Raw genomic sequence first — 19,097 nt, forward strand, 5'->3', positions numbered from 1 at the left:
TTATCTTTAGCGTAGCGCTTGGGTAGCCGCCTTGCTGTCACAGGGCGTAATTCTCGCTAGTAATTAGGCCTGTCTCTGCTTATGAAACCGCTATGACAAAACTTGATACAATGCTGGGCCAAACCACGCCCGAAGCCCTCGCAAACGACCCCATCCTGCGCAAAGCCTTTATCGTTGGTCTTATGGCCGCTGATATCTATGCCCCCGTTATGGATACAGCCGAAGCGCAAGCGCAAAACGGGGGTGTGTCATTAATGGCAACGCCAGTTGAAGGCGTGCAGCATGTGTTACTGTTTTCTAATGAGGCCAACTTGCGCGGTTTTGTTGCGGCGGGTACCCGCTTTGCCAAAGTGGCTGGGAAAGAGCTGTTCCCGCTCTTGATGGGTAATCATGCGATTTTAAATCCTGGGCCAAAGGGTTTAAAACTCGCACCAGAAGATATTGCTGAAATTAACGGTAAATCAGGCGATTGCGGCGCGCCAGGCCATGTTCACGGCCCAGATTGTAATCACTAAAACTTAAGCGTTCACAATCGCTGATGAGCGTATCAAATGCGTTAGTTTTTGCATGGCTGTTCTAAACATAATCATCCCCTATTCGCCCCAACATAGCCCCTATGATTAAAGGCGGCGTTGAGAAATATCCTTAAAACTTCCTTATGGTATCCCGCGCTACAGTCTCTGAAAATATCGCGTGCGCCGTTTGAACTATGGGTGTATGGATAAATAGAGACGTCAAAAGACGCCGTTTATAAGGGGCTCTCATATTTATGGGGGCAGATTGTCAAAAGGGACGATTATGATTTATTTAAAAGCGCTTGCGGGCACCATGTTCTTGATGGTTATCCTATCGGTTTTCACCGAAGGCATGATTTGGGTCATGCTTGATTTGTTTCACGCCTCTAAAGCCGTGATTATCTCTGGCGAAGTTCTGGGCCTTATCCCGCTCGCTATTGCTTTTGTCTTTATTTACAAGACGGCGCTTAGCGCAGAGCGCGAAATTCTTAGCCAAGAAAACGCGGCTTAACAAAACGCGGCTGGGGACTTTAGAAGCCGCCTTATTCGGCGGCGTCTTTGGTGTTCAGTCTATGCACGTGATGCGGGTCATTATCTGTCCCGCACACCATATTTCCATTATCAAACACTGATAGGCCGCCGTTTAGGAACATATCGGCGTCTTGGGCGAAGGCTTCGACCAGATAGTCAAACACGGCGCGGATTCGCGTGCTGCGGCGAAGGTCTTCATGGGCGACCAGATATAAATCTTCGCGCCGCGATACATTGGGCAATACCCGCACCATATTATCATTATTGACACAGTCAGAACACAGCACAGTCGCGCCAATACCAAAGCCCGCGTTCATCGCCTCATCAAAGGCCCAGATGGAATTGGTACGCATTGTGATGCGGTCAGGCAGATGCACGGGATTGCCATTGCCGTCGTCAATCCACAAAATCTTGTCATCCATAATGGTCGCCAGAACGCCGTCGTGATTTTTTAAATCTTCAAGCGATTTCGGTGTCCCGCGCTCTGCTAAATATCCTTTGGACGCGAATAGGCCAAAGGTCACGGTCGCGACTTTGCGTCCAATCAAGCTGTTTTGATCACCCGGCCCCATCCAACGCAGCGCGATATCGGCTTCGCGTTGGGCGAGGTTAAAGTTTTTAAACCCGATACCCAAATCAATCATGATATCAGGATGACTGCGGCGAAAGGCTTGCATCACGGGCGGCAGCCACGACGTCCCAATGCCTTCGGTCGCGCTCATGCGTACTGTGCCCGCCAATGAATGTTCCAATGTCGCGGATGAACGGTCAATGGCGGCGGCTTCGTCTTGCATGCGCTTGACATGGTCTAAAATGGAATAGCCAAAGGTCGTGGGGACAAGCGCCCCGTTTTCCTTGGTCAAAAGCCGCGTGCCAAAGTGATCTTCTAAGGCGCGAATTCGCCGCCCCACTGTCGGCTGGCTCATTTTAAGCTTGCGCCCTGCGGCCGTTAAGCTGCCAGTTTCGGCAACAGCGATAAATATTGGATAGTCTGACCAGTTTTTCATGCATAAACGCATAAACTAAAGTCACTATTTGTCAATTACATTCGATATCGTTTGAATTTATAGCGTAATCGTCAATCAAGGAGACGAAAATGACATTTAAATCAAACACAATTGCCACTGCTCTGACTGCTGGGTTTTTACTATCCGCAGGGTCTGCTTTTGCCGCAGACACACAAGGGTTTACAGCAGCGACCGCGGCTGATCCAAAAATCCGCACGGCGGCGTCTGAATTTAAACGGGGCGATTTCGCGAAATCAATCGCCTTTAGTAAGGCGGCGCTAAACAGCAAAATGAAAAAGAGCAAACAGGCTGTGGCCCAATCAAATCTCTGTGCGGCATATGGTGCCATGGGAGAGCTCGACTTGGCAAAAGCGGCTTGTGATGCGGCATTGTCTATTCGCCCCAATTATGCACCTGCAATGACGAACCGGGCGGCTCTGGCTGTACGGTTTGCAGCGACGGCCCCGACAACACAAGGCGGCGGGCAGTAGCCGGGTTAGTTACCCCTCAATATGGCATCCTCGGGTCAAGCCCGAGGATGCTAAAGACAGTGAGGTTATTCTCTAACCTTCAATCTTAAAGGTCAGTCCTGCATGCCCCGTCAAGCGGTGGACAAGGGACATACCCATGGCAGGCGCGGGCGTATAGACACCACCGGGTGTTTCTGTGTGATCGACATCAAGCGCAAGACAGAGCGCGCATTCCGTAATCATCTTTGATGTGCTGCCATAGCCCGGGTCTTTGTCGCCTGTGACGCCCGCAATCATGCGTTTGCCGTCAACCGTATCGCCTACAAACATCACGTCATAAAAGCCTGTCTCGCGTTCTTCCTTCGACGGGCCTTCGCCAGGCTTTGGCGGGTTCTTGGACATGCTGTCATCTTTGGCCACATGATTGGCGGCGGCTTCGCCTTGCTCGCCTGGGCCAGTCATGACCATCTCGTCATAGGTAAAGTTCTTGCCATAGGCAAAATCAAGCAGCGCATTAGAGCGGTGAACATTTTTCGTATTTATCGCGGCCATGATAAAAGGCGCAGACCAGCTGTTAAGGTCCTCTTCAAAAATCGGTTTATGGCCTGTCGGTTGGTCGGGGCCGTCAAAACCGGGGACAAGCGAGAACGGGTCTTTTAACCAGCCGAGGATTTGCGGTTCACGCCCAGCGCGTTTCATGGTTTCCATGAAACTGGCCGCTGTGCCGCCTGAAAATGTGCCTTTCATTTTGCGCACACGCCCCCGCACCGTGGCGCAGGGCACACCAAATTTATCCTTGGCGTGTTCTTGCAAATAATAGACGCCCATATCAAAAGGCACGCTATCAAAGCCGCAAGACAGCACAATACGCGCACCCGTTTTCGCGGCGGCCTCAGCGTAATCCTCAATAATGTCGTGCATCCAGGCGGGCTCTCCGCAAAGGTCAACATAATCCGTGCCTGCCTCGACACAGGCTTTGACCAAAGGTTCGCCGTAAAGCTGATACGGCCCAACGGTGGTGATGACGACTTTGGCGCGTTCAGCCAAGGATTTAAGCGAGGCCGCGTCTTCGCTATCGGCGGTGATCAGCGGGATGTCACTTGATACGCCCATCTCGTCGCGCACTGTCTCTAGTTTCTTCTCACTGCGTCCTGCCATAGCCCAGCGCACATCTGCGCCGTATTCTTTTTGCAAATATTCAGCGACTAAGCGGCCCGTAAAGCCGGTCGCGCCGAAAACAACAACGTCAAATTCTCTTTTTGCCATGATGGCCTCCTATAATTTATATGCACAAAGTTGCATATAAACGCTGTTTCGGGAAGTGTGTTATTTCAATTTTTGGGATTTAGCTGTTTTCGGGCCAGCGTTGTCGCTGACAGGCTACTGACATATAAATGACCGTCGGGGGCCATGACGGCACCTGTGGCTTGTGGATAGTCCCCGCTAGGATCTTGCAAGGTTTGGATGACCTGCCCGTCCGCTGTGATTTGCACAATATGGGTGTAATCCACGGCGCTCGGCCGCAGTCTTTCGGGCAAACGCATGGCCAGTTTCCGCATAAACGGTTTGCGGGCATTTGCATCCAGCCAGTCAGAGCGCTGGGAGATTAACCCCACGTAAAATGTCGGCACGGACGTCACGTTCGGCAAATCGACCAAGGGCCCCGGGTTAATGTTATCGGGAAAGCCGGGCAGGTTACCGATGATAACTTCACGCTTGCCTTTTCGCGGGCCGTCGACCCAAATGCGGTGAACGGAATAAGTCCCTGTCTCGACTACCAAAAGACTTTGCCCGTCGGGATGCATTGCGACCCCGTTACTAAAACTAAAGCCGTCGGCGACAACGCGCGTCACCCCGTCGCGCGGGTCATAAGATAAAACACGCCCTGTTTTTCTATGCTCCATAATCTCTAGCAAGCTCGCGGCCATCGTGCTGCCAATGGCTTTGGCCCCAAATTTGGTCGAGGCATCGGAAAAATATATCACGCCGTTAGGGGCAATATCCACGTCATCGGCATAAAGGATGGGTGTGCCGTCCACACTATTGGTGAGTAAGTTCACCGCGCCTGTGTCGACGTTGACAGACATCAGACCCAAATAGGCGTCTGCGACAATCAAATCAGTCTCGTTCGCAAATTCAATACCCAGCGGGACGCCGCCTGTATTCGTGATAGTTGTGCGCGTAAGGGTGACGGGGTCAATCTTTATAATCTCGCCTTTATGGCCCGACACATAGACCTCATAACCGCCGTCTTTTTCGCGAATGGCGACATCTTCAGGGCCGTAAGTCTGCCCAATGGCAATGCGCTCCATATCTGCCAATGTGGTGTTGGGTGCAAAATCGCCCGTGTAACCCAAAGACGCTTCTGCGTCCCACGGCGCGGGGTCAATCGGGACAGGCCAAAGTGTCAGATAAGCGCCCGTTAACGCTATCACCGCGCCTGCACCGAATAGAAATTTTTTCATCATTACCCCCATTGTTACACGGGTAACTGTGTCACGGGCGCGATGAGGTGACAAGGTCGCCTGTTAAACGCGGCCCCCTAAATACGGGCCCCTAAATACGGCCCCCTAAATACGGCCCGTAACTTTAATCGCGAGGTGGCAGCCCGCCGTGATAACGCGTGATAGCACGCTATAGCCGGGCGCCTCTTTGGCCCCGCCTTCAACAGCGATATCGCGGTGGTGCAATTCGTCTTCACGAAATTCTGCAAAGGTTGCGGATAGGGCGGGGTCAACATCTTTGGTCTGCTCGACCTGTTCGGCGTAATGTTGTTCAATAACGGTCTCTACCGCTTCTGTGCAGGCATGGGCGGCTTTCTCGCCCATTAACGCCGTCACCACACCAAGGCCGTAGCCCGCCAGATTCCAAATCGGGGCGAGGGCGGTGGGGCGCACGTCGCGTTCAATCAGCAGCGCATCAAAGGCATCGAGGTGTTTTTGTTCCTCGTCTTCCATTTCTTTGATTTGGGCGGCGAGGTCGCGCGTATGCTTGCCGCGCCCAAAGACCGCTTGCTGGCCTTTGTAAATCGCCACAGCACCGTATTCACCTGCGTGATCAATGCGCAGCATTTGCGCAATGGCGTCAGGGGTTGGCGTTTGATTACGGTGTTTGGCCGTTTGGCCCGCGAGTTTCGGTCGTGTTGTCATAGTTATAATTTAAGTTGTCTTGCGCCGTAACGCTAGACCACCAATCGCCGCACCACATAGGCTCGCGACTGCGTTCCATCCTGCCATGGATAGCCCTAGAAACGACCACACCACATCAGAACAGGCAGGCGGTTTTATCTTTTTGGAAAAGCTGTCGATTAAGTCCTGACCGCTCATACCTTCGACAGAGACATCGCCCGTCGCGCAGGCTTTGGGGCCTTCCAGCCACCCAAATTCGACAAAGACATGCCACAGTGCAAAATAGGCGGAGCCCAGAAAGGCAAGGATAATCAGAAGGTTTAGCATCATCGGCACGGACTTCCCCTGCTGCTTTGCGATTTGCCCGTAAATCAGCGTCAGCAGCGCGACACCCAAAACGACCTTATGCGCGTGGCGTTGCCAGTAGCACATTGTGCAGGGCGCATAGCCGAGGACATATTCAAAAAACCACGCCCCACATAACAGCCCCCCCGACAGGAGCAGCGCAAATAAAGCGTAACGATCGCGATTGATAATCTGGGTCATAATAGCCCTATAAAACAGGATGCATTTCCTGTCACCTGTCCATAATGTTACATATAGGCTGTAACCTTAAAGCGCGCTTAACCGTCTTTGCTAAGGCTGTCTTAGGCCGTGAGGTTTAAAAAGCCCCATGGATTGGTTTGGCAAATATGCGGGCAAGATGGCGTTTAAAGAGGCGCTGGGCGTGGGCTTTGTCGGGGCTTGCGCACTGGCCAAGGTCGCGCCCATTTTCGATGACGGTAATTACAAAGCCGACGCGGTTCTCTATATGCTCTTTGCGGGGCTGGCCTATCTGATGTGGACCTATTGGTCCTAGGGCTTAATTCGCGCTAGGCTGTTATAATCACTTGCGAAAAAAGTTAATGTTGTTAATAGCTGCGCAATAATTTCCCGTCACAACACCCCTATGGCGCAGATGCATTCAGACACTCACATTGGCGAAGACCTCGCGGCCGCGCGTGTGGCCAAAGGCTTGACGCACGGCGATGTGGCTGAGGCGCTTAATCTGCAAGCCGATTATATTGACGCCATTGAACGGCTGAACCGGGACGCTTTGCCGTCCATTGGTTATGTGCTGGGATATGTGCGGGCTTATGCCAATTTGGTGGGGCTCGACGGCAGTGAAGCGGTCAAGCTGTTTAAACGCGATAGCGCTGTGCCCGTGAACCTCGGTATGCGCGATCGTCCGCATTTTGTGCCGCGCCGCAAAATTAAGCTCCCGCGTGGATTTGTGCCCGCGATGTCTGTGCTGGGCTGCGCGGTGATGCTGGCCTTTTGGTACGGCACCAACACGCGGGTAGAGGCCAGCGTTGGCACGTCAATAGAGCTTTCCAATCCGAGCGCCCCCGCGCCGAGCGCGCCCACGCCGCTGCCTGCCAATATTTTAACGATTAAGGCCGTCGCGCCGAGCTGGGTACAGGTCAAAGACGCGCAAGGCCGCGTGGTGATCAGCCGTATTCTGACCAAGGGCGAAACTTACCAAACAGAGGCAGGCGCGCGTATGACATTATCGGCGCGCGACGGCGGGGCGATTGTGCTTTATGCGGGCGAAGACCGCCTTGGCCCGATGGGGGATGTCGGTGTGTCCTTTTCCGGCAAACCGATTGACGCCTCTGTCATTATCCCGGAACTTGCCGATATTCCGCTTGTGCCGCTCACGACAGACAGGCCGCAATAAGCCTGCTCCCGCTGTGCTGATTTAAACACCGTTTTGTCTTTAATTTGACATGTGCCCGCGCTACAACAGGTTCATGGCTACAGATATCACACAAATCCGTCCTTGGCGGACCATCACCCGCCGCAAATGCCGCCAGATTATGGTGGGCAAAGTCCCTGTGGGCGGCGACGCACCGATTGCGGTGCAAAGCATGACCAATACGCTGACCCATGACGTGGCGGCAACGGTTGGACAAATCAGGGAGCTAGAGGCCGCAGGCGCCGATATTGTCCGCGTCTCTGTCCCTGACCCCGATAGTGCCGCCGCGCTGAAAGACATCGTCAAAGAGGTCTCTGTGCCGCTGGTCGCTGATATTCATTTTCATTATAAACGCGGTATCGAAGCCGCCGCCAATGGGGCCGCCTGCCTGCGCATTAATCCGGGCAATATCGGGGGGCAGCACCGGGTGAAAGAGGTCGTCGCGGCCGCGCGCGATAATGGCTGTTCCATCCGCATTGGCGTGAACGGCGGCAGCCTAGAACGGGACTTGCTCGAAAAATACGGCGAACCTTGCCCCGACGCTATGGTCGAAAGCGCGCTTATGCACGCGCGTATGCTGGATGACGAAAACTTTCGCGATTATAAAATCTCGGTCAAGGCATCAGACATGTTCCTCACCGTGGCCGCCTATCACCAGCTTGCCGATGCCACAGACGCGCCGCTGCATTTGGGCATAACAGAGGCGGGCGGTGCGCGCATCGGCACGGTCAAATCCTCCATTGGTATGGGTAGCCTTTTATGGGCGGGCATTGGCGACACCATTCGCGTGTCATTATCTGCGGATCCTGTTGAGGAAATCAAAGTCGGCTTTGATATGCTAAAATCGCTGGGCCTGCGCACGCGCGGGGTCAACATCATTTCCTGCCCAAGCTGCGCCCGCCAAGGCTTTGACGTTATTAAAACCGTACAAATCCTAGAAGACCGCCTCGCGCATATCTCGGAACCCATTTCCCTGTCCATCATCGGCTGCGTCGTCAACGGCCCTGGCGAAGCCATGTTCACAGACATCGGCTTCACAGGCGGCAGCGCAGGATACGGCATGATGTATCACGCAGGGAAGAAGACCGGGAAAACGGATAATGACGATATGGTGGATGATATCGTGGCGAAGGTTGAGGCGCGTGCGGCGGAGTTGCGGGCGGTAGGTTAGTTACTCGGTTCAGTTTGAGCTGGGGAGTTGCGTGGGTAAGTCTAACTATGAAAAACGAATTTGAAGTTTTAAATCTAGAAATAAATTGCCATCTATCTGCATAACTTTCATGTATGGAGCCGTTCGACCCGCAGGACTTTCAAAAATAGTGTTGTTGAAAAGATAACTTAGAAAAACATCGCGATTAAATGCATGGTAACATAAAACGTCACCATTTCGCACGACAACGAGATACCCACCAGATGCCTTCATCATGCCGTCCCATGGCTTAGCGGGTTGCATGCCTAATGCACTGGCAGCAAGCAATTGTTTTATTTTAAATTCATAGTCTCCTCTTTCCAAAGAGAAATTAAATTGTTTTTTGGTGAGATCAGAATTGGTTAGATACTTTACTAACTCCGACAAACTTCTACCTTTTTTAGAAAAATAACCGATTAGCATTTCCGCCACAAATTCTGGCATCATTGTGTCGATTTTCCTCAAGGTGTTTTCAAAATTATTTGATAGCATGGAGCTAAATTCGAGCTTACCACCCAGATCATAAATCTTTTTCATTCTATCGAAATAATAGCTAGCCGAATTGCTTTCGTCTATGGCTGCAATTTCATCTGCAATACTTTCTGGGTCTCTACTTTCCAGTCCTAATAACTTAAACCGAAACAATGTCTGTCCAGATGCATTAAGTAGAGTCGCCTGACTTTTTAAGATAGATTTTACAGAAAACCCAGAAAGTTCAGGGGTGTTGGTATTTCTATCAATTATAGTTGTGAGAATATCTGCTTTGTCAGCACTCGGAGCTTTCAAACTAGTCCGATTTAATTCACTCATAAGGCTTTCGGCAACTGGTGCTGTAAAAGACCTTCCCTTTCCAGAAATGATTTCTTTGAAAATTGAATTAAGCTTTGAAGATATTACGGAAACAGGAATTACTTTGGTGATACTTTTTTCTGAATTTAAAATCTCAATATAATCGGTGTGTAATTCATACAGTGTTGGACCATTTTGCGGATCATTCCAATGCACTCTTAAAAATTCAAAAAAACGATCTGGCTCAATTTCTAAAGTTTCATTTGCAGAAGGTAGTTTCTGATCACTGAGTATTTTTAGAAAAGCATATAATTCGGCCCATTCGCCTTTATTACCCCTTAGCATTTCGTTCCTTTACTAAGGCCAAATACTCAATCATCTTCTCAGCGGTAGCTCTGACCGCTGGAACAGCAACTGAATTCCCTAGTTGTTTCATTGCTTGTGTTTCTGAAACGGGAAATTCAAAGTCCATGGGTAAACCCATCATTTTTTTACCCTCGACACTCGACAATCTTACGATTTCTCCATCAACAGCATAGGTATCCCAGTTGCGCCTATCCATAAGACCAGAGCCTCTTCCTCCAACCCGGAGTGTGTAGCCAACTGGCTTATTACATGGCCTTCCAAAAATGTCTGACATTGTCATGTTTAAAGGTTCTGCATTAGGAAACTCAAATTTACTGTCTTGTGTCGTCTCACCTTTGAAGCCTACCATAAAAATTCTAGGTCTGTGCTGTGGCAAGCCATGATCAGAAGCTTTCACCATCTTGTAAAGGAATGAATATCCTTCGGCTTCTAGCATTTGTTGAACTATTCTAAAGGTGCGGCCTTCATCGTGGTTCTTTATATGCCTTACGTTCTCTAGGAAAAAAGCAGCTGGTTTTTTAGCTTTTATAATATCAACGATTCTGAAAAACAGGTTGCCTCTATCTTCTTTAGTTTCATTAAAACCTCTTTTATATCCAGCCTGTGAGAACGGCTGGCACGGAAAGCCTCCGCATAAAACATCAAAGTCAGGGATTTCAGAAGGCTCAACAGTTTTTATGTCCCCTACAAAATTATTTGTTTTAAATAGATTAGGAGACGTTTTTTTATGATTATGAATATACGTCTTTCGAGCATATTGATTAATCTCAGAAGCAAAAACGCATTCGCCACCCAGTGAATGAAAGGCGAGGTGAAATCCACCTATGCCTGCGAATAAATCAATAAATTTTAGTTTTCGATTATAATCATTCTGTAAATGTAGTTCATTTTTACCACCAACCAGAGACAATCCTTTTAAAGCTAGCATTGTGGATACATCAAGTTTTTTTGCTCCGCTTTCAATTGCGAGAATTTCTTCTTCGGATACGTGAAGAAATGAAGCTGCTCCAGAGACTGATAAATTAGCAGATCGGCGTAATTCTGAAAATGTAATGTTCGTTAGTTCATTCACGGTTTATTTCTTCCTTGATCCTAATCTGCTGATAATCTCAGGATATGCAACTGATATCTGGCGGATGAGTTACACATATATGTAATTTAAGAGCCTGAATATTTCAAACGCATGAGAAGCATTTACTTCCCCAAACCCCGCGCCGCATGCTACTCTCCCCAAAACAGGGGACACCATCATGACCATCACTCGCATCCTCGCGGCTACTCTTGCCGCTTTTTTAATCTCCGCTTGTGACAGCGCTGTCGCGCCTGATGGGGGTGAATCACCGACAGCGGTGTCAGTGAAGGATGCGCCTACGTCGGCCCCTGCCTCTTCTGTCACTGCGCACCCTATTGCGACCCCTTCTGGTATCGGGACTATCACGCGGCTCCTAGGCGCGGCGGATGCTGTTATCCCGCAGGGGGCGGAGATTGAGCGCTTATCCCCCGATATGTTTTGGTGGTCTGAAGGCCCGGTTTGGGTCGCGGATGTGCGGGAGCCGTCGGGCGGGACGCTTTATTTTACGGATGTGCCGCAAAACACACTCTATCAATTTACCGATGCGGGCGGGGTTACGGAATTTCTAAAACCGTCGGGATTTGACGCTGCCGCGAGCCCCAATATCGATATGAGCATTTTCCGAGAGGCCGGGGCGAACGGTTTGATTAACGGCGGGGACGACATGTTGATTATGGGCGATCATGGCAACCGCGCGGTCATGGCCCTGCGATTATCGGATAAGACGAAAACTGTTCTCGCAAATAATTATCAGGGCCGTAAATTTAACAGCCCTAATGATGTCGTGCTGGCCCAAAATGGCGCGCTATATTTTACCGATCCACCTTATGGTCTAAAGGGAATGAACACGTCTCCTGCCAAGGAAATACCGTTCAACGGGGTCTATCGCCGCGCGCCAGACGGCACGATTTCTGTCATCGATAAAAGCCTGAGCTTTCCCAATGGCATCATATTGTCCCCTGATGAGCGCACGCTTTATGTGGCTGTGTCTGATCCGGCTGCGGCAAAGATATACCGCTATGATTTAAACGCATCGGGCCAACCGACATCGCGTAATGTGCTGTTTGATTTCACAGATTTGGTTGGTGACGCCGCCCCCGGATTACCCGACGGCATGGCGATGAGCGAAGACGGGCATCTGTTCGCGACCGGCCCGGGCGGCGTGCACGTCTTCGCGCCTGATAGGACGCGAATTGCGCTCATATCCACGGGCACAGCGGCGGCCAATTGCACTTTTGGTGGGGCGGCTGGTGATCAGCTTTATATCACATCGGGCGCGTTCCTCGCGCGCGTGAAACTGAGCGTGAAGGGTTTGGGGCTTTAGGGATGGCTTACCCGCTGGTCATGACGGCGCTGTCGATTGCGGCGCTTTTAATCTTGGTTTTGAAATTTCGGTTGCCAGCCTTTATCGCGCTGCTGCTTGTCTCGCTCGGCTTTGGCTTGTCGGTGGGTATGGAGCCTATGGATGTGATTACGGCGGTGAAAAACGGCATGGGCGGCACGCTGGGCTTTGTCGCTGTCGTCGTGGGATTAGGCGCCATGATGGGCGCGCTCTTGGAAATATCGGGCGGCGTTAGCGCGATATCGGATACGATATTAAAACGGTTCGGAGAGCACCGCGCCCAAGGGGCTTTGGGCTTTATCGGCTTTTTGGTTGCTATCCCTGTGTTCTTTGATGTGGCCTTTATTATCCTTATGCCTGTGCTGTTGGGGCTGCGCGATAAAACGGGAAAATCGATTATCTATTTCGCTATCCCTTTGCTTGCGGGGTTGGCGGTCACCCATGCCTTTATCCCGCCCACGCCCGGACCCATTGCGGTATCAGAGATTTTAGGCGCAGATTTGGGCTGGGTTATTGTCTTTGGCGTGTTGGCGGGATTACCCGCTATGATGATCGCAGGGCCGTTATTGGCCCGCATAATTGCGGACCGCCCCGATTTGCAAAGCACATTACCCATTGATTTTGCGCCCGACATAGACACGCCGCAAAATCCGGTAAGCTTTAACGCCGCCATGTCGGTTATTCTCTTGCCGCTGGTTTTAATATTATCCGCGACAGTGCTCACCGCGCTGACAGCCTCTGGCGCGCTGTCCTTGCCCATGCCTTTAAAAAACACCGTGCTATTTATCGGGCATCCTTTTGTCGCCTTACTTATTGCCTGTCTTTATGCATGGGTGATTTTCGGCGTGATGCGCGGCATGGATAAATCCGCGCTGCATAATGCGATGCTAAAATCACTAGAACCTGCCGGGCTTGTCGTCTTGGTCACCGGGGCAGGGGGCGTGTTTAAACAAATTTTGGTGGACAGCGGCGCGGGCAAAGCCCTAGCCGAGGCCTTATCGGCGGGCTCCATGCCGTTATTGCTTTTCGCGTTTTTAGTGGCTGGCATTGTGCGCGTCGCCCAAGGGTCTGCGACTGTGGCGATGATTACGGCGGCGGGATTAACCGCGCCCGTTGCGGCTGTGGCAGGCGTTGAGGGCGCAGATTTGGCGCTGCTTGTGATTGCGATTGCCTCTGGCGCGTCGATTGTGTCCCATGTCAATGATAGCGGATTTTGGCTCGTCAGTCGTTATTTAGGATTGTCTGAGGCGCAGACGCTAAAGACATGGACCGTCTCGACCACGCTGATTGGGGTCGTCGGATTTTTGGTGTGTTGTGTGTTATCCCTTTTTGTCTAATGCGCCTTGTCTAACGCGCGCAGGATGTCTTTGACGATAGCCTCGGGCGAATTGTCGATTGTGATGCTCACCGCGTCCTTTGGAACGTGCAGCGCTTTGAACTGACTGTCCAGTAACACCGGGTCAAAATAGTGATCTGTGCGGGTGGATAGGCGCTGTCTAATTACGGCCTCGGATCCGTGCAGATATATAAAGACGGGGGCTGTCTTAAGGCTGTCTCGTAACCAGCCGCGCACCGTTTCGTTTAACGCCGAACAGGCCGTCACGGAGGCCGGGCTTTCATTTATCGCGGCACATAAGCCTGTAATCCAATCCTTGCGGTCATCATTGGACAGCGGCTTGCCCGCTCGCATTTTATCGATATTGCATGGCGGGTGATAATCATCGCCTTCGATGAAAGGCCGGTCTAGCCGCTGTGCTAGCGCGCGCCCAATCGTGGATTTTCCGCATCCCGAAACACCCATAATAATATAATGGGGCATAAAGACCGTGACTTACTCGGCAGCGTCGCGAAGATTGCCCGTGACGGGGTCTTCCGCTTCATCGGGAATATAGACAAGGATATCTGCGGGCTGACAATTTAGTTCCCGGCACAGCGCTTCCAATGTCGTAAAGCGGACGGCACGGGCTTTGCCTGTTTTTAAAATCGACAAATTGGCAAGCGTAATGCCAACGCGTTCGGCCAAATCGGTCAACGACATACCACGGTCCAAAAGCACACGGTCAAGGTTTACTTTAATCGCCATTAGACCGTTAACTCCGCATCGCGGCGCAATTCTGCGCCGTGCCTGAACACCTCGGCCAGGGCGGCAATCACAAAGACGAGGAACCACGTGCCAGGACTAATGGATAAGGTGATGTCGCCGTCATTTCCTGTTGCCGTTGCAATGACGCGCAAAAAGGTGCGCAAGATTTCAGCCGCCGCGATAATAATCCAGATTGACCGTAGCCGCGAAATATTTTCTGGCACAAAAGGATCACCCGCCAGTAGAGTTTTGACAACCTTGCTTAAAATTCTGACGACAAAAAAATAGGCTGCCGCAATAATGGCCGTACCGAGATAGGCGAACCCAAGCCCTGTTGTGCTGCCGACATCAAGACCGCCTTCTGACACGTAATCGGCCATGAACCCTTCGCCTAGGCCCGGGATAAACATGACACCCGCCAGAATAAGCATGGAGATAACAACAAAGCCCAAAATCACGCTGGCAATTTTTAAAATCGTACTCAATAGCCGCGCGATTTTTGTATTTTTCGCGGGCAGGGCGTCACCCCCAAAGCCGTCAACATCATCGATATCATTATCATTGATCATAAAATAACCTTCAATCCGTCTTATCGTTATTCAATAATGGGTTGTTTTGCAAGCACTTGCACAGAAAAACTCAGTTACGGGCTATCAACTGCGCCAATCATGCCCCTAGTGATGCCGCGCCCACTGCGCTATGACAGCCGTCAAAGGAGTCTTTATGCCTGATTTTAACACAATAGTTCTTGCCACCCATAATGCGGGGAAGGTTCGCGAAATTGATGATCTCTTGCGTCCGCTTGGCATCAAAACGGTTAGCGCAGCAGAGCTTAATCTGGCTGAGCCGGACGAGACAGAACTGACGTTTGAAGGCAACGCGCGGCTGAAGGCTGTCGCAGCCGCTGTCGCCTCTGGCTTACCGGCTTTGTCTGATGATAGCGGGCTTGCCGTAGACGCGCTGGGCGGGGAGCCGGGGATTTACGCCGCACGCTGGGCCGAGGTGCCAGCGTCAGAGCTTGACTGGACAAACGGCCCGCGCCGCGATTTTGATATGGCCATGTGGCATGTCTGGGACGGGATGCAACGCGCGGGCGGGCCAACAACGGCGCGCTTTGTTTGCGCGCTTTGCTTGGCCTTTCCTGACGGAACATCACGCGTTTATGAGGGGTCAGTTGAAGGCAATATCGTCTGGCCTCCGCGCGGCACCAACGGCTTTGGCTATGATCCTATTTTTCAAATGATTGGCGACACGAAAACATGCGGCGAGATTAGTCCCGCTGAAAAACACGCCAAGAGCCACCGCGCGGATGCGTTCAAAAAATTTCTAAACGCTGAATTTGACCAATAGCGCCAACATGCTCCCTTTAGCTGTTTATGTGCATTGGCCCTATTGCGCGCGAATCTGCCCCTATTGCGATTTCAATGTCTTTAAGAACAGGGATAACACGGCGGAGAAGACGGCCCTTTTGAGCGCCATTATTGACGACCTATCAACATGGCGTCAGCGCACAGGCGCGCGCGAGATTACCTCTGTGCATTTCGGTGGGGGGACGCCGTCGCTGATGACGGACGCGCAAATTGGGGCCGTCTTGACGGCGGTCGATAGGCTCTGGGGCTTGCCCAAGGGCTGCGAAATTGCGCTGGAGGCCAATCCGACCGATGCGGCCGCGCAAAAATGGACTGCCTTTCGTGATGTCGGCGTTAACCGCTTGTCATTGGGTGTACAAAGCTTTGATGATGATGTGCTCCGTGCTTTGGGTCGTGACCATGACGGGGCGGGTGGATACCGTGCAGCGCAAACGGCTATGGATATATTTCCGTCTGTGTCGCTTGATTTAATCTTTGGCCATAGCGGGCAAAGCGTGCAGGATTGGGACGCGGATTTATCACGCGCGCTCACGCTTTCGCCGCATCATATCTCGGCCTACCAGCTGACCATTGAACCCGGGACAGCCTTTGCCAAAGCCAAAGCGCGCGGCGAAGACAAAGCCGTTGATGATGATAGCAGCAGCGACCTTTATTATCACGGGACGGCGGTTCTCGGCGCGGCGGGTTATGACCATTACGAAGTGTCAAACCATGCCAAGCCGGGCCATGCCTCACAGCATAACCTCGCCTATTGGCGGGGTTGGGATTATGTCGGGGTTGGTCCCGGCGCGCATGGGCGCGTCACAGAGGCATCAAGCGCGCATGGGCGCGTGACTAAGGACGGTGTGCGCTACGCCACAGTCTGCGCGAAACGCCCGCAGGATTATACGGCGCGGGTGAGGGCTAAAGGCACGGCGCTGGTTGATGATGACGCGCTGTCGCCTGCTGCATGGGGCGAGGAATATATCATGATGGGTCTTCGGATTAATGAAGGTATTTCACTTAGGACTTATAAAGACATCACAGGCGAAGATCTGCCTAAGGCAGTTATTGAGACGATGACAGAGCACGGGTTTTTAGACACCAAAGAGGGGCGGATATTCGCCACCCCATCAGGGCGGGCGGTCTTAAATACCATTAGCGCCAAATTGCTCGGCGCATAAACCTTTTTATAAAGCCGGTTCCGCTGCGTCCATATCCTCTGCGGTTTTGGGCGCAGGTTCAATGATGCGGTAACGGCCATTTTGGATTTGGAAAATCGCAAGGCCCCGATCAGGTGTCCCGTCAGGATTAAAGCGCACGAAACCGTTCGCGCCGTAAAACCCAATCGGGTCTTCGGCGCGTTTGCCGCGTGATTTTGGATTACCGTCCGCAATCACCGCCCCGACATTAATCGCGTCATAAGCAAGGCTCGCCAGCGCTGATGGATCTTCGCCGTAACTGCGGTCATAATGATCGGTAAACGCTTTGCGCGGCGCTTCATCAGGGCCCGCAAAGATACCGTTCTTCAGCGCAGGCTCGCGCGCTGTGTCCTCATTCTGCCACCGTCCCGTGCCAAGGAATTGTGCCTCTGCTGTGCCGTCATAAAAATAGGGCAAGAGAGGCGCTAACGATCGTAGCGGTGTGCCGCCTTCGGGCAGCATGATGGCTTCAAAGGCCATCGGTCCTTGGTTATTGGTCGCAAGGTCTTGCGCTTCAAAGGCTTTGGCGAGCTTTTGTGCGGGGCCTTGCATGACAGAAATATCATCACCGCGGTAGCTTTCCGCCGCGGTTAATGTCCCGCCCACAGCCTCGACCGTTTCGCGGTATTGTGCGGCGACGCGGCGGCCATAGGCGCTATCAGGGCCCAATATAGCAAAACGCGTCACGCCTGTTGTGGCGGTATATTCAACAATCCGCTCGACTTCTGCTTCGGGGGGGAAAGACAAAAGATATGTCCCGCGCCCCGCCACAGTTTGATCGGTGGAAAAGGCAACAACGGGGATGTTCTTTGACCGCACTTCATTGGCCGCCGCGCGCACAGACCCGGCCAAGACAGGGCCAAGGATGACGTCAACACCGGCCTTGGCCGCGACAGCGGCGGCATTGCGCGCGCCTGACGCTGTGCCTTGGCTATCGAGGGTCACCAGCACAATATCAGCGGCTTCGCGGTCAAAAATGGCTAGTTCCGCCGCCTTTAACATAGAGTTCGCTTCTTCGCGCAAGCGGTCGGATTTCGCCGAAAACGGGAGCAATAATCCAATACGTTTTAAATCCCGACCCTGCATATGCGGCGGGGTCAGGCCGTTGCGCGTCACACGGACGGGTTCGTCCGGTTCGACGTCTGTTTCAACTTGGTCGGTGTCATCAGGCGTGGTCGGCGTGTCCGCTTCAATGGGTTGTTCGGGCATTGGCACAGGTTGATTAACGGGGACGCTTGGCCCAGGCGTTCGTACGGGCGCGGGTGTCGACGCACAGGCGACTAGCGTGAGCGCGGCCGTGCCAAGCGCGAGACTGCGTAAAAGTTTAGCTTTAAATTCATTCGCCATGATGGGCTTTCCCGCTTATAGTTTTAGCATGGCTGATACCCCAAACCATCCAATTGTCAATTCGCACCCTAATCAGGGTGGCGGTCGTTCGCAATCCCTTGATGCAGGGGCAAACACACAGACCCTGGCTCCTCTGACACTCGCATCTGGCCTTTATATCGTCGCCACCCCCATTGGGAATTTGCGCGACATCACCTTGCGCGCGCTGGATGTGTTGCGGGGGGCGGATTTAATCCTGGCCGAAGACACACGCCAGACCCGAAAATTGCTGGACGCTTATGATATTAAAACGCCTTTATCGGCCTATCATGACCATAATGCGGCAAAACGTGTGCCTGGCGTGATTAAAGAGTTGTTGGACGGGCGCGTGATTGCCCAAGTCTCTGATGCGGGTACGCCGCTTGTCTCTGACCCGGGGTTTAAGCTCGCCCGCGCGGCGGTGGAGGCTGGCGTTGATATTTACCCGCTGCCCGGCGCATCGGCGGTGCTGGCGGGCTTGGTCGCCTCTGCGCTGCCGTCAGATTGTTTTACCTTTGCTGGATTTTTGCCGCCCAAATCATCGGCGCGGCAAACGGCCCTCGCGCGGTTTAAAACGACGCCGGGCACGTTGATATTTTTTGAAAGCGGCGGCCGGATTAAAGACTGCCTATCTGACGCGCTGAGCGTGCTGGGCGACCGGCAAGGCGCGGTCGCGCGGGAGTTGACCAAGCGTTATGAGGAGACGCGGCGCGGGTCTTTAAGCGCGCTGATCGATAGCGTCACAGACGACCCGCCGCGCGGCGAAATTGTGCTGCTCATTGGCCCGTCGGATGCGGGCGATATTTGGGACGAAGCCGCTGTCACCGCAGGGCTTTCCGACGCCATTCCCCAGATGGGCGTTAAACGCGCCAGCGCCCATATCGCAGAACTGTCAGGCTGGGCGAAACGCGATGTCTATCAACTGGCGCTCTCTTTAAAATGAGACAAAGT

At 52.5% G+C, this 19,097-nt stretch carries 22 protein-coding genes; 11 read left to right on the forward strand and 11 right to left on the reverse strand.

Features of this window, described 5'->3' with window-relative positions; genetic code table 11:
- Positions 1 to 92: 92 nt before the first annotated feature.
- On the forward strand, positions 93 to 515 hold the full coding sequence (locus tag AB6B37_RS15220; protein ID WP_371396701.1) for an SseB family protein: 423 nt from the start codon (positions 93 to 95) through the stop codon (positions 513 to 515).
- Positions 516 to 798: 283 nt separating this feature from the next.
- Positions 799 to 1,026 (forward strand): hypothetical protein, encoded by a 228-nt coding sequence (locus AB6B37_RS15225; RefSeq protein ID WP_371396702.1) that lies wholly within the window; start codon positions 799 to 801, stop codon positions 1,024 to 1,026.
- Positions 1,027 to 1,057: 31 nt separating this feature from the next.
- Here the strand turns inward: AB6B37_RS15225 and AB6B37_RS15230 are convergent, their stop codons facing one another.
- On the reverse strand, positions 1,058 to 2,053 hold the full coding sequence (locus tag AB6B37_RS15230) for a LysR family transcriptional regulator (protein ID WP_371396703.1): 996 nt from the start codon (positions 2,051 to 2,053) through the stop codon (positions 1,058 to 1,060).
- 89 nt (positions 2,054 to 2,142) lie between these two features.
- On the opposite strand from AB6B37_RS15230, the gene AB6B37_RS15235 reads away from it, so the two are divergent.
- Positions 2,143 to 2,544, forward strand: coding sequence for a hypothetical protein (locus AB6B37_RS15235; RefSeq protein WP_371396704.1), 402 nt, complete (start codon positions 2,143 to 2,145; stop codon positions 2,542 to 2,544).
- A 72-nt stretch (positions 2,545 to 2,616) separates the two neighbouring features.
- Here AB6B37_RS15235 and AB6B37_RS15240 read toward each other — a convergent pair whose 3' ends face one another.
- The 4 genes from AB6B37_RS15240 to AB6B37_RS15255 all read right to left on the reverse strand — a co-directional run bounded on the left by AB6B37_RS15240 (position 2,617) and on the right by AB6B37_RS15255 (position 6,197).
- Positions 2,617 to 3,789: a trans-acting enoyl reductase family protein gene (locus AB6B37_RS15240; protein WP_371396705.1), complete on the reverse strand. Its 1,173-nt coding sequence runs from the start codon at positions 3,787 to 3,789 to the stop codon at positions 2,617 to 2,619.
- 65 nt (positions 3,790 to 3,854) lie between these two features.
- Positions 3,855 to 4,991 (reverse strand): SMP-30/gluconolactonase/LRE family protein, encoded by a 1,137-nt coding sequence (locus AB6B37_RS15245; protein ID WP_371396706.1) that lies wholly within the window; start codon positions 4,989 to 4,991, stop codon positions 3,855 to 3,857.
- A 102-nt stretch (positions 4,992 to 5,093) separates the two neighbouring features.
- Positions 5,094 to 5,672, reverse strand: coding sequence for a demethoxyubiquinone hydroxylase family protein (locus AB6B37_RS15250; RefSeq protein ID WP_371396707.1), 579 nt, complete (start codon positions 5,670 to 5,672; stop codon positions 5,094 to 5,096).
- Positions 5,673 to 5,681: 9 nt separating this feature from the next.
- Positions 5,682 to 6,197: a disulfide bond formation protein B gene (locus AB6B37_RS15255; RefSeq protein WP_371396708.1), complete on the reverse strand. Its 516-nt coding sequence runs from the start codon at positions 6,195 to 6,197 to the stop codon at positions 5,682 to 5,684.
- Between the two features lie 127 nt (positions 6,198 to 6,324).
- Here AB6B37_RS15255 and AB6B37_RS15260 point away from each other — a divergent pair, with 127 nt between their 5' ends.
- The 3 genes from AB6B37_RS15260 (at position 6,325) to ispG (ending at position 8,560) form a co-directional block, all read left to right on the forward strand.
- On the forward strand, positions 6,325 to 6,510 hold the full coding sequence (locus AB6B37_RS15260) for a hypothetical protein (protein ID WP_371396709.1): 186 nt from the start codon (positions 6,325 to 6,327) through the stop codon (positions 6,508 to 6,510).
- 90 nt (positions 6,511 to 6,600) lie between these two features.
- Entirely contained in the window at positions 6,601 to 7,371 is a 771-nt protein-coding gene (locus tag AB6B37_RS15265) for a helix-turn-helix domain-containing protein (RefSeq protein ID WP_371396710.1), read from the forward strand.
- A gap of 73 nt (positions 7,372 to 7,444) precedes the next feature.
- Entirely contained in the window at positions 7,445 to 8,560 is a 1,116-nt protein-coding gene (gene ispG, locus AB6B37_RS15270) for a flavodoxin-dependent (E)-4-hydroxy-3-methylbut-2-enyl-diphosphate synthase (protein ID WP_371396711.1), read from the forward strand.
- Between the two features lie 45 nt (positions 8,561 to 8,605).
- Here the strand turns inward: ispG and AB6B37_RS15275 are convergent, their stop codons facing one another.
- The gene (locus AB6B37_RS15275; RefSeq protein ID WP_371396712.1) at positions 8,606 to 9,712 is read right to left on the reverse strand and encodes an HpaII family restriction endonuclease; all 1,107 of its coding nucleotides are present in this window, start codon (positions 9,710 to 9,712) and stop codon (positions 8,606 to 8,608) included.
- The gene (locus AB6B37_RS15280) at positions 9,699 to 10,805 is read right to left on the reverse strand and encodes a DNA cytosine methyltransferase (RefSeq protein WP_371396713.1); all 1,107 of its coding nucleotides are present in this window, start codon (positions 10,803 to 10,805) and stop codon (positions 9,699 to 9,701) included. Before AB6B37_RS15280 ends, AB6B37_RS15275 begins: the two co-directional genes overlap by 14 nt.
- Before the next feature lie 178 nt (positions 10,806 to 10,983).
- Here AB6B37_RS15280 and AB6B37_RS15285 point away from each other — a divergent pair, with 178 nt between their 5' ends.
- Both AB6B37_RS15285 and AB6B37_RS15290 read left to right on the forward strand, forming a co-directional pair.
- Positions 10,984 to 12,129: an SMP-30/gluconolactonase/LRE family protein gene (locus AB6B37_RS15285; RefSeq protein ID WP_371396715.1), complete on the forward strand. Its 1,146-nt coding sequence runs from the start codon at positions 10,984 to 10,986 to the stop codon at positions 12,127 to 12,129.
- A 2-nt stretch (positions 12,130 to 12,131) separates the two neighbouring features.
- The gene (locus AB6B37_RS15290; protein ID WP_371396716.1) at positions 12,132 to 13,484 is read left to right on the forward strand and encodes a gluconate:H+ symporter; all 1,353 of its coding nucleotides are present in this window, start codon (positions 12,132 to 12,134) and stop codon (positions 13,482 to 13,484) included.
- On the opposite strand, the gene AB6B37_RS15295 is transcribed toward AB6B37_RS15290, so the two are convergent.
- The 3 genes from AB6B37_RS15295 to AB6B37_RS15305 are packed head-to-tail and all read right to left on the reverse strand — an operon-like array spanning position 13,481 to position 14,799.
- Complete coding sequence (locus tag AB6B37_RS15295; RefSeq protein ID WP_371396717.1) at positions 13,481 to 13,966, reverse strand: gluconokinase; 486 nt, start codon at positions 13,964 to 13,966, stop codon at positions 13,481 to 13,483. The genes AB6B37_RS15290 and AB6B37_RS15295 overlap by 4 nt on opposite strands.
- A gap of 12 nt (positions 13,967 to 13,978) precedes the next feature.
- Positions 13,979 to 14,230, reverse strand: a complete 252-nt coding sequence (locus AB6B37_RS15300; RefSeq protein WP_371396718.1) for a helix-turn-helix domain-containing protein — start codon at positions 14,228 to 14,230, stop codon at positions 13,979 to 13,981.
- Positions 14,230 to 14,799 carry a DUF2975 domain-containing protein gene (locus AB6B37_RS15305; protein ID WP_371396719.1) on the reverse strand — a complete coding sequence of 190 codons (570 nt, stop codon included), beginning with the start codon at positions 14,797 to 14,799 and terminating at the stop codon, positions 14,230 to 14,232. Before AB6B37_RS15305 ends, AB6B37_RS15300 begins: the two co-directional genes overlap by 1 nt.
- A gap of 154 nt (positions 14,800 to 14,953) precedes the next feature.
- Between AB6B37_RS15305 and rdgB the strand changes: the two genes are divergently transcribed.
- Positions 14,954 to 15,580: an RdgB/HAM1 family non-canonical purine NTP pyrophosphatase gene (gene rdgB, locus AB6B37_RS15310; RefSeq protein WP_371396720.1), complete on the forward strand. Its 627-nt coding sequence runs from the start codon at positions 14,954 to 14,956 to the stop codon at positions 15,578 to 15,580.
- A gap of 7 nt (positions 15,581 to 15,587) precedes the next feature.
- Positions 15,588 to 16,763 carry a radical SAM family heme chaperone HemW gene (gene hemW / locus AB6B37_RS15315; protein ID WP_371396721.1) on the forward strand — a complete coding sequence of 392 codons (1,176 nt, stop codon included), beginning with the start codon at positions 15,588 to 15,590 and terminating at the stop codon, positions 16,761 to 16,763.
- Between the two features lie 6 nt (positions 16,764 to 16,769).
- On the opposite strand, the gene AB6B37_RS15320 is transcribed toward hemW, so the two are convergent.
- On the reverse strand, positions 16,770 to 18,128 hold the full coding sequence (locus tag AB6B37_RS15320; protein ID WP_371396722.1) for a penicillin-binding protein activator: 1,359 nt from the start codon (positions 18,126 to 18,128) through the stop codon (positions 16,770 to 16,772).
- Positions 18,129 to 18,156: 28 nt separating this feature from the next.
- On the opposite strand from AB6B37_RS15320, the gene rsmI reads away from it, so the two are divergent.
- The gene (gene rsmI / locus AB6B37_RS15325; RefSeq protein ID WP_371396723.1) at positions 18,157 to 19,089 is read left to right on the forward strand and encodes a 16S rRNA (cytidine(1402)-2'-O)-methyltransferase; all 933 of its coding nucleotides are present in this window, start codon (positions 18,157 to 18,159) and stop codon (positions 19,087 to 19,089) included.
- The last annotated feature ends 8 nt before the right edge of the window (positions 19,090 to 19,097 follow it).

Origin of the sequence: Fretibacter rubidus (assembly GCF_041429785.1) — a bacterium.
Taxonomy (GTDB): domain Bacteria; phylum Pseudomonadota; class Alphaproteobacteria; order Caulobacterales; family Maricaulaceae; genus Fretibacter; species Fretibacter rubidus.

Bases quoted from the DNA above. Each gene is read 5' to 3' on its own strand.
- AB6B37_RS15305 (WP_371396719.1), bottom strand. From the start codon at position 14,799: ATGATCAATGATAATGATATCGATGATGTTGACGGCTTTGGGGGTGAC.
- AB6B37_RS15320 (WP_371396722.1), bottom strand. From the start codon at position 18,128: ATGGCGAATGAATTTAAAGCTAAACTTTTACGCAGTCTCGCGCTTGGC.
- rsmI (WP_371396723.1), top strand. From the start codon at position 18,157: ATGGCTGATACCCCAAACCATCCAATTGTCAATTCGCACCCTAATCAG.
- AB6B37_RS15290 (WP_371396716.1), top strand. From the start codon at position 12,132: ATGGCTTACCCGCTGGTCATGACGGCGCTGTCGATTGCGGCGCTTTTA.
- AB6B37_RS15300 (WP_371396718.1), bottom strand. From the start codon at position 14,230: ATGGCGATTAAAGTAAACCTTGACCGTGTGCTTTTGGACCGTGGTATG.
- AB6B37_RS15260 (WP_371396709.1), top strand. From the start codon at position 6,325: ATGGATTGGTTTGGCAAATATGCGGGCAAGATGGCGTTTAAAGAGGCG.
- AB6B37_RS15240 (WP_371396705.1), bottom strand. From the start codon at position 3,789: ATGGCAAAAAGAGAATTTGACGTTGTTGTTTTCGGCGCGACCGGCTTT.
- AB6B37_RS15285 (WP_371396715.1), top strand. From the start codon at position 10,984: ATGACCATCACTCGCATCCTCGCGGCTACTCTTGCCGCTTTTTTAATC.
- rdgB (WP_371396720.1), top strand. From the start codon at position 14,954: ATGCCTGATTTTAACACAATAGTTCTTGCCACCCATAATGCGGGGAAG.
- ispG (WP_371396711.1), top strand. From the start codon at position 7,445: ATGGCTACAGATATCACACAAATCCGTCCTTGGCGGACCATCACCCGC.
- AB6B37_RS15265 (WP_371396710.1), top strand. From the start codon at position 6,601: ATGGCGCAGATGCATTCAGACACTCACATTGGCGAAGACCTCGCGGCC.
- AB6B37_RS15255 (WP_371396708.1), bottom strand. From the start codon at position 6,197: ATGACCCAGATTATCAATCGCGATCGTTACGCTTTATTTGCGCTGCTC.
- AB6B37_RS15220 (WP_371396701.1), top strand. From the start codon at position 93: ATGACAAAACTTGATACAATGCTGGGCCAAACCACGCCCGAAGCCCTC.
- AB6B37_RS15275 (WP_371396712.1), bottom strand. From the start codon at position 9,712: ATGCTAAGGGGTAATAAAGGCGAATGGGCCGAATTATATGCTTTTCTA.
- AB6B37_RS15245 (WP_371396706.1), bottom strand. From the start codon at position 4,991: ATGATGAAAAAATTTCTATTCGGTGCAGGCGCGGTGATAGCGTTAACG.
- AB6B37_RS15250 (WP_371396707.1), bottom strand. From the start codon at position 5,672: ATGACAACACGACCGAAACTCGCGGGCCAAACGGCCAAACACCGTAAT.
- AB6B37_RS15230 (WP_371396703.1), bottom strand. From the start codon at position 2,053: ATGAAAAACTGGTCAGACTATCCAATATTTATCGCTGTTGCCGAAACT.
- hemW (WP_371396721.1), top strand. From the start codon at position 15,588: ATGCTCCCTTTAGCTGTTTATGTGCATTGGCCCTATTGCGCGCGAATC.
- AB6B37_RS15225 (WP_371396702.1), top strand. From the start codon at position 799: ATGATTTATTTAAAAGCGCTTGCGGGCACCATGTTCTTGATGGTTATC.
- AB6B37_RS15295 (WP_371396717.1), bottom strand. From the start codon at position 13,966: ATGCCCCATTATATTATTATGGGTGTTTCGGGATGCGGAAAATCCACG.
- AB6B37_RS15235 (WP_371396704.1), top strand. From the start codon at position 2,143: ATGACATTTAAATCAAACACAATTGCCACTGCTCTGACTGCTGGGTTT.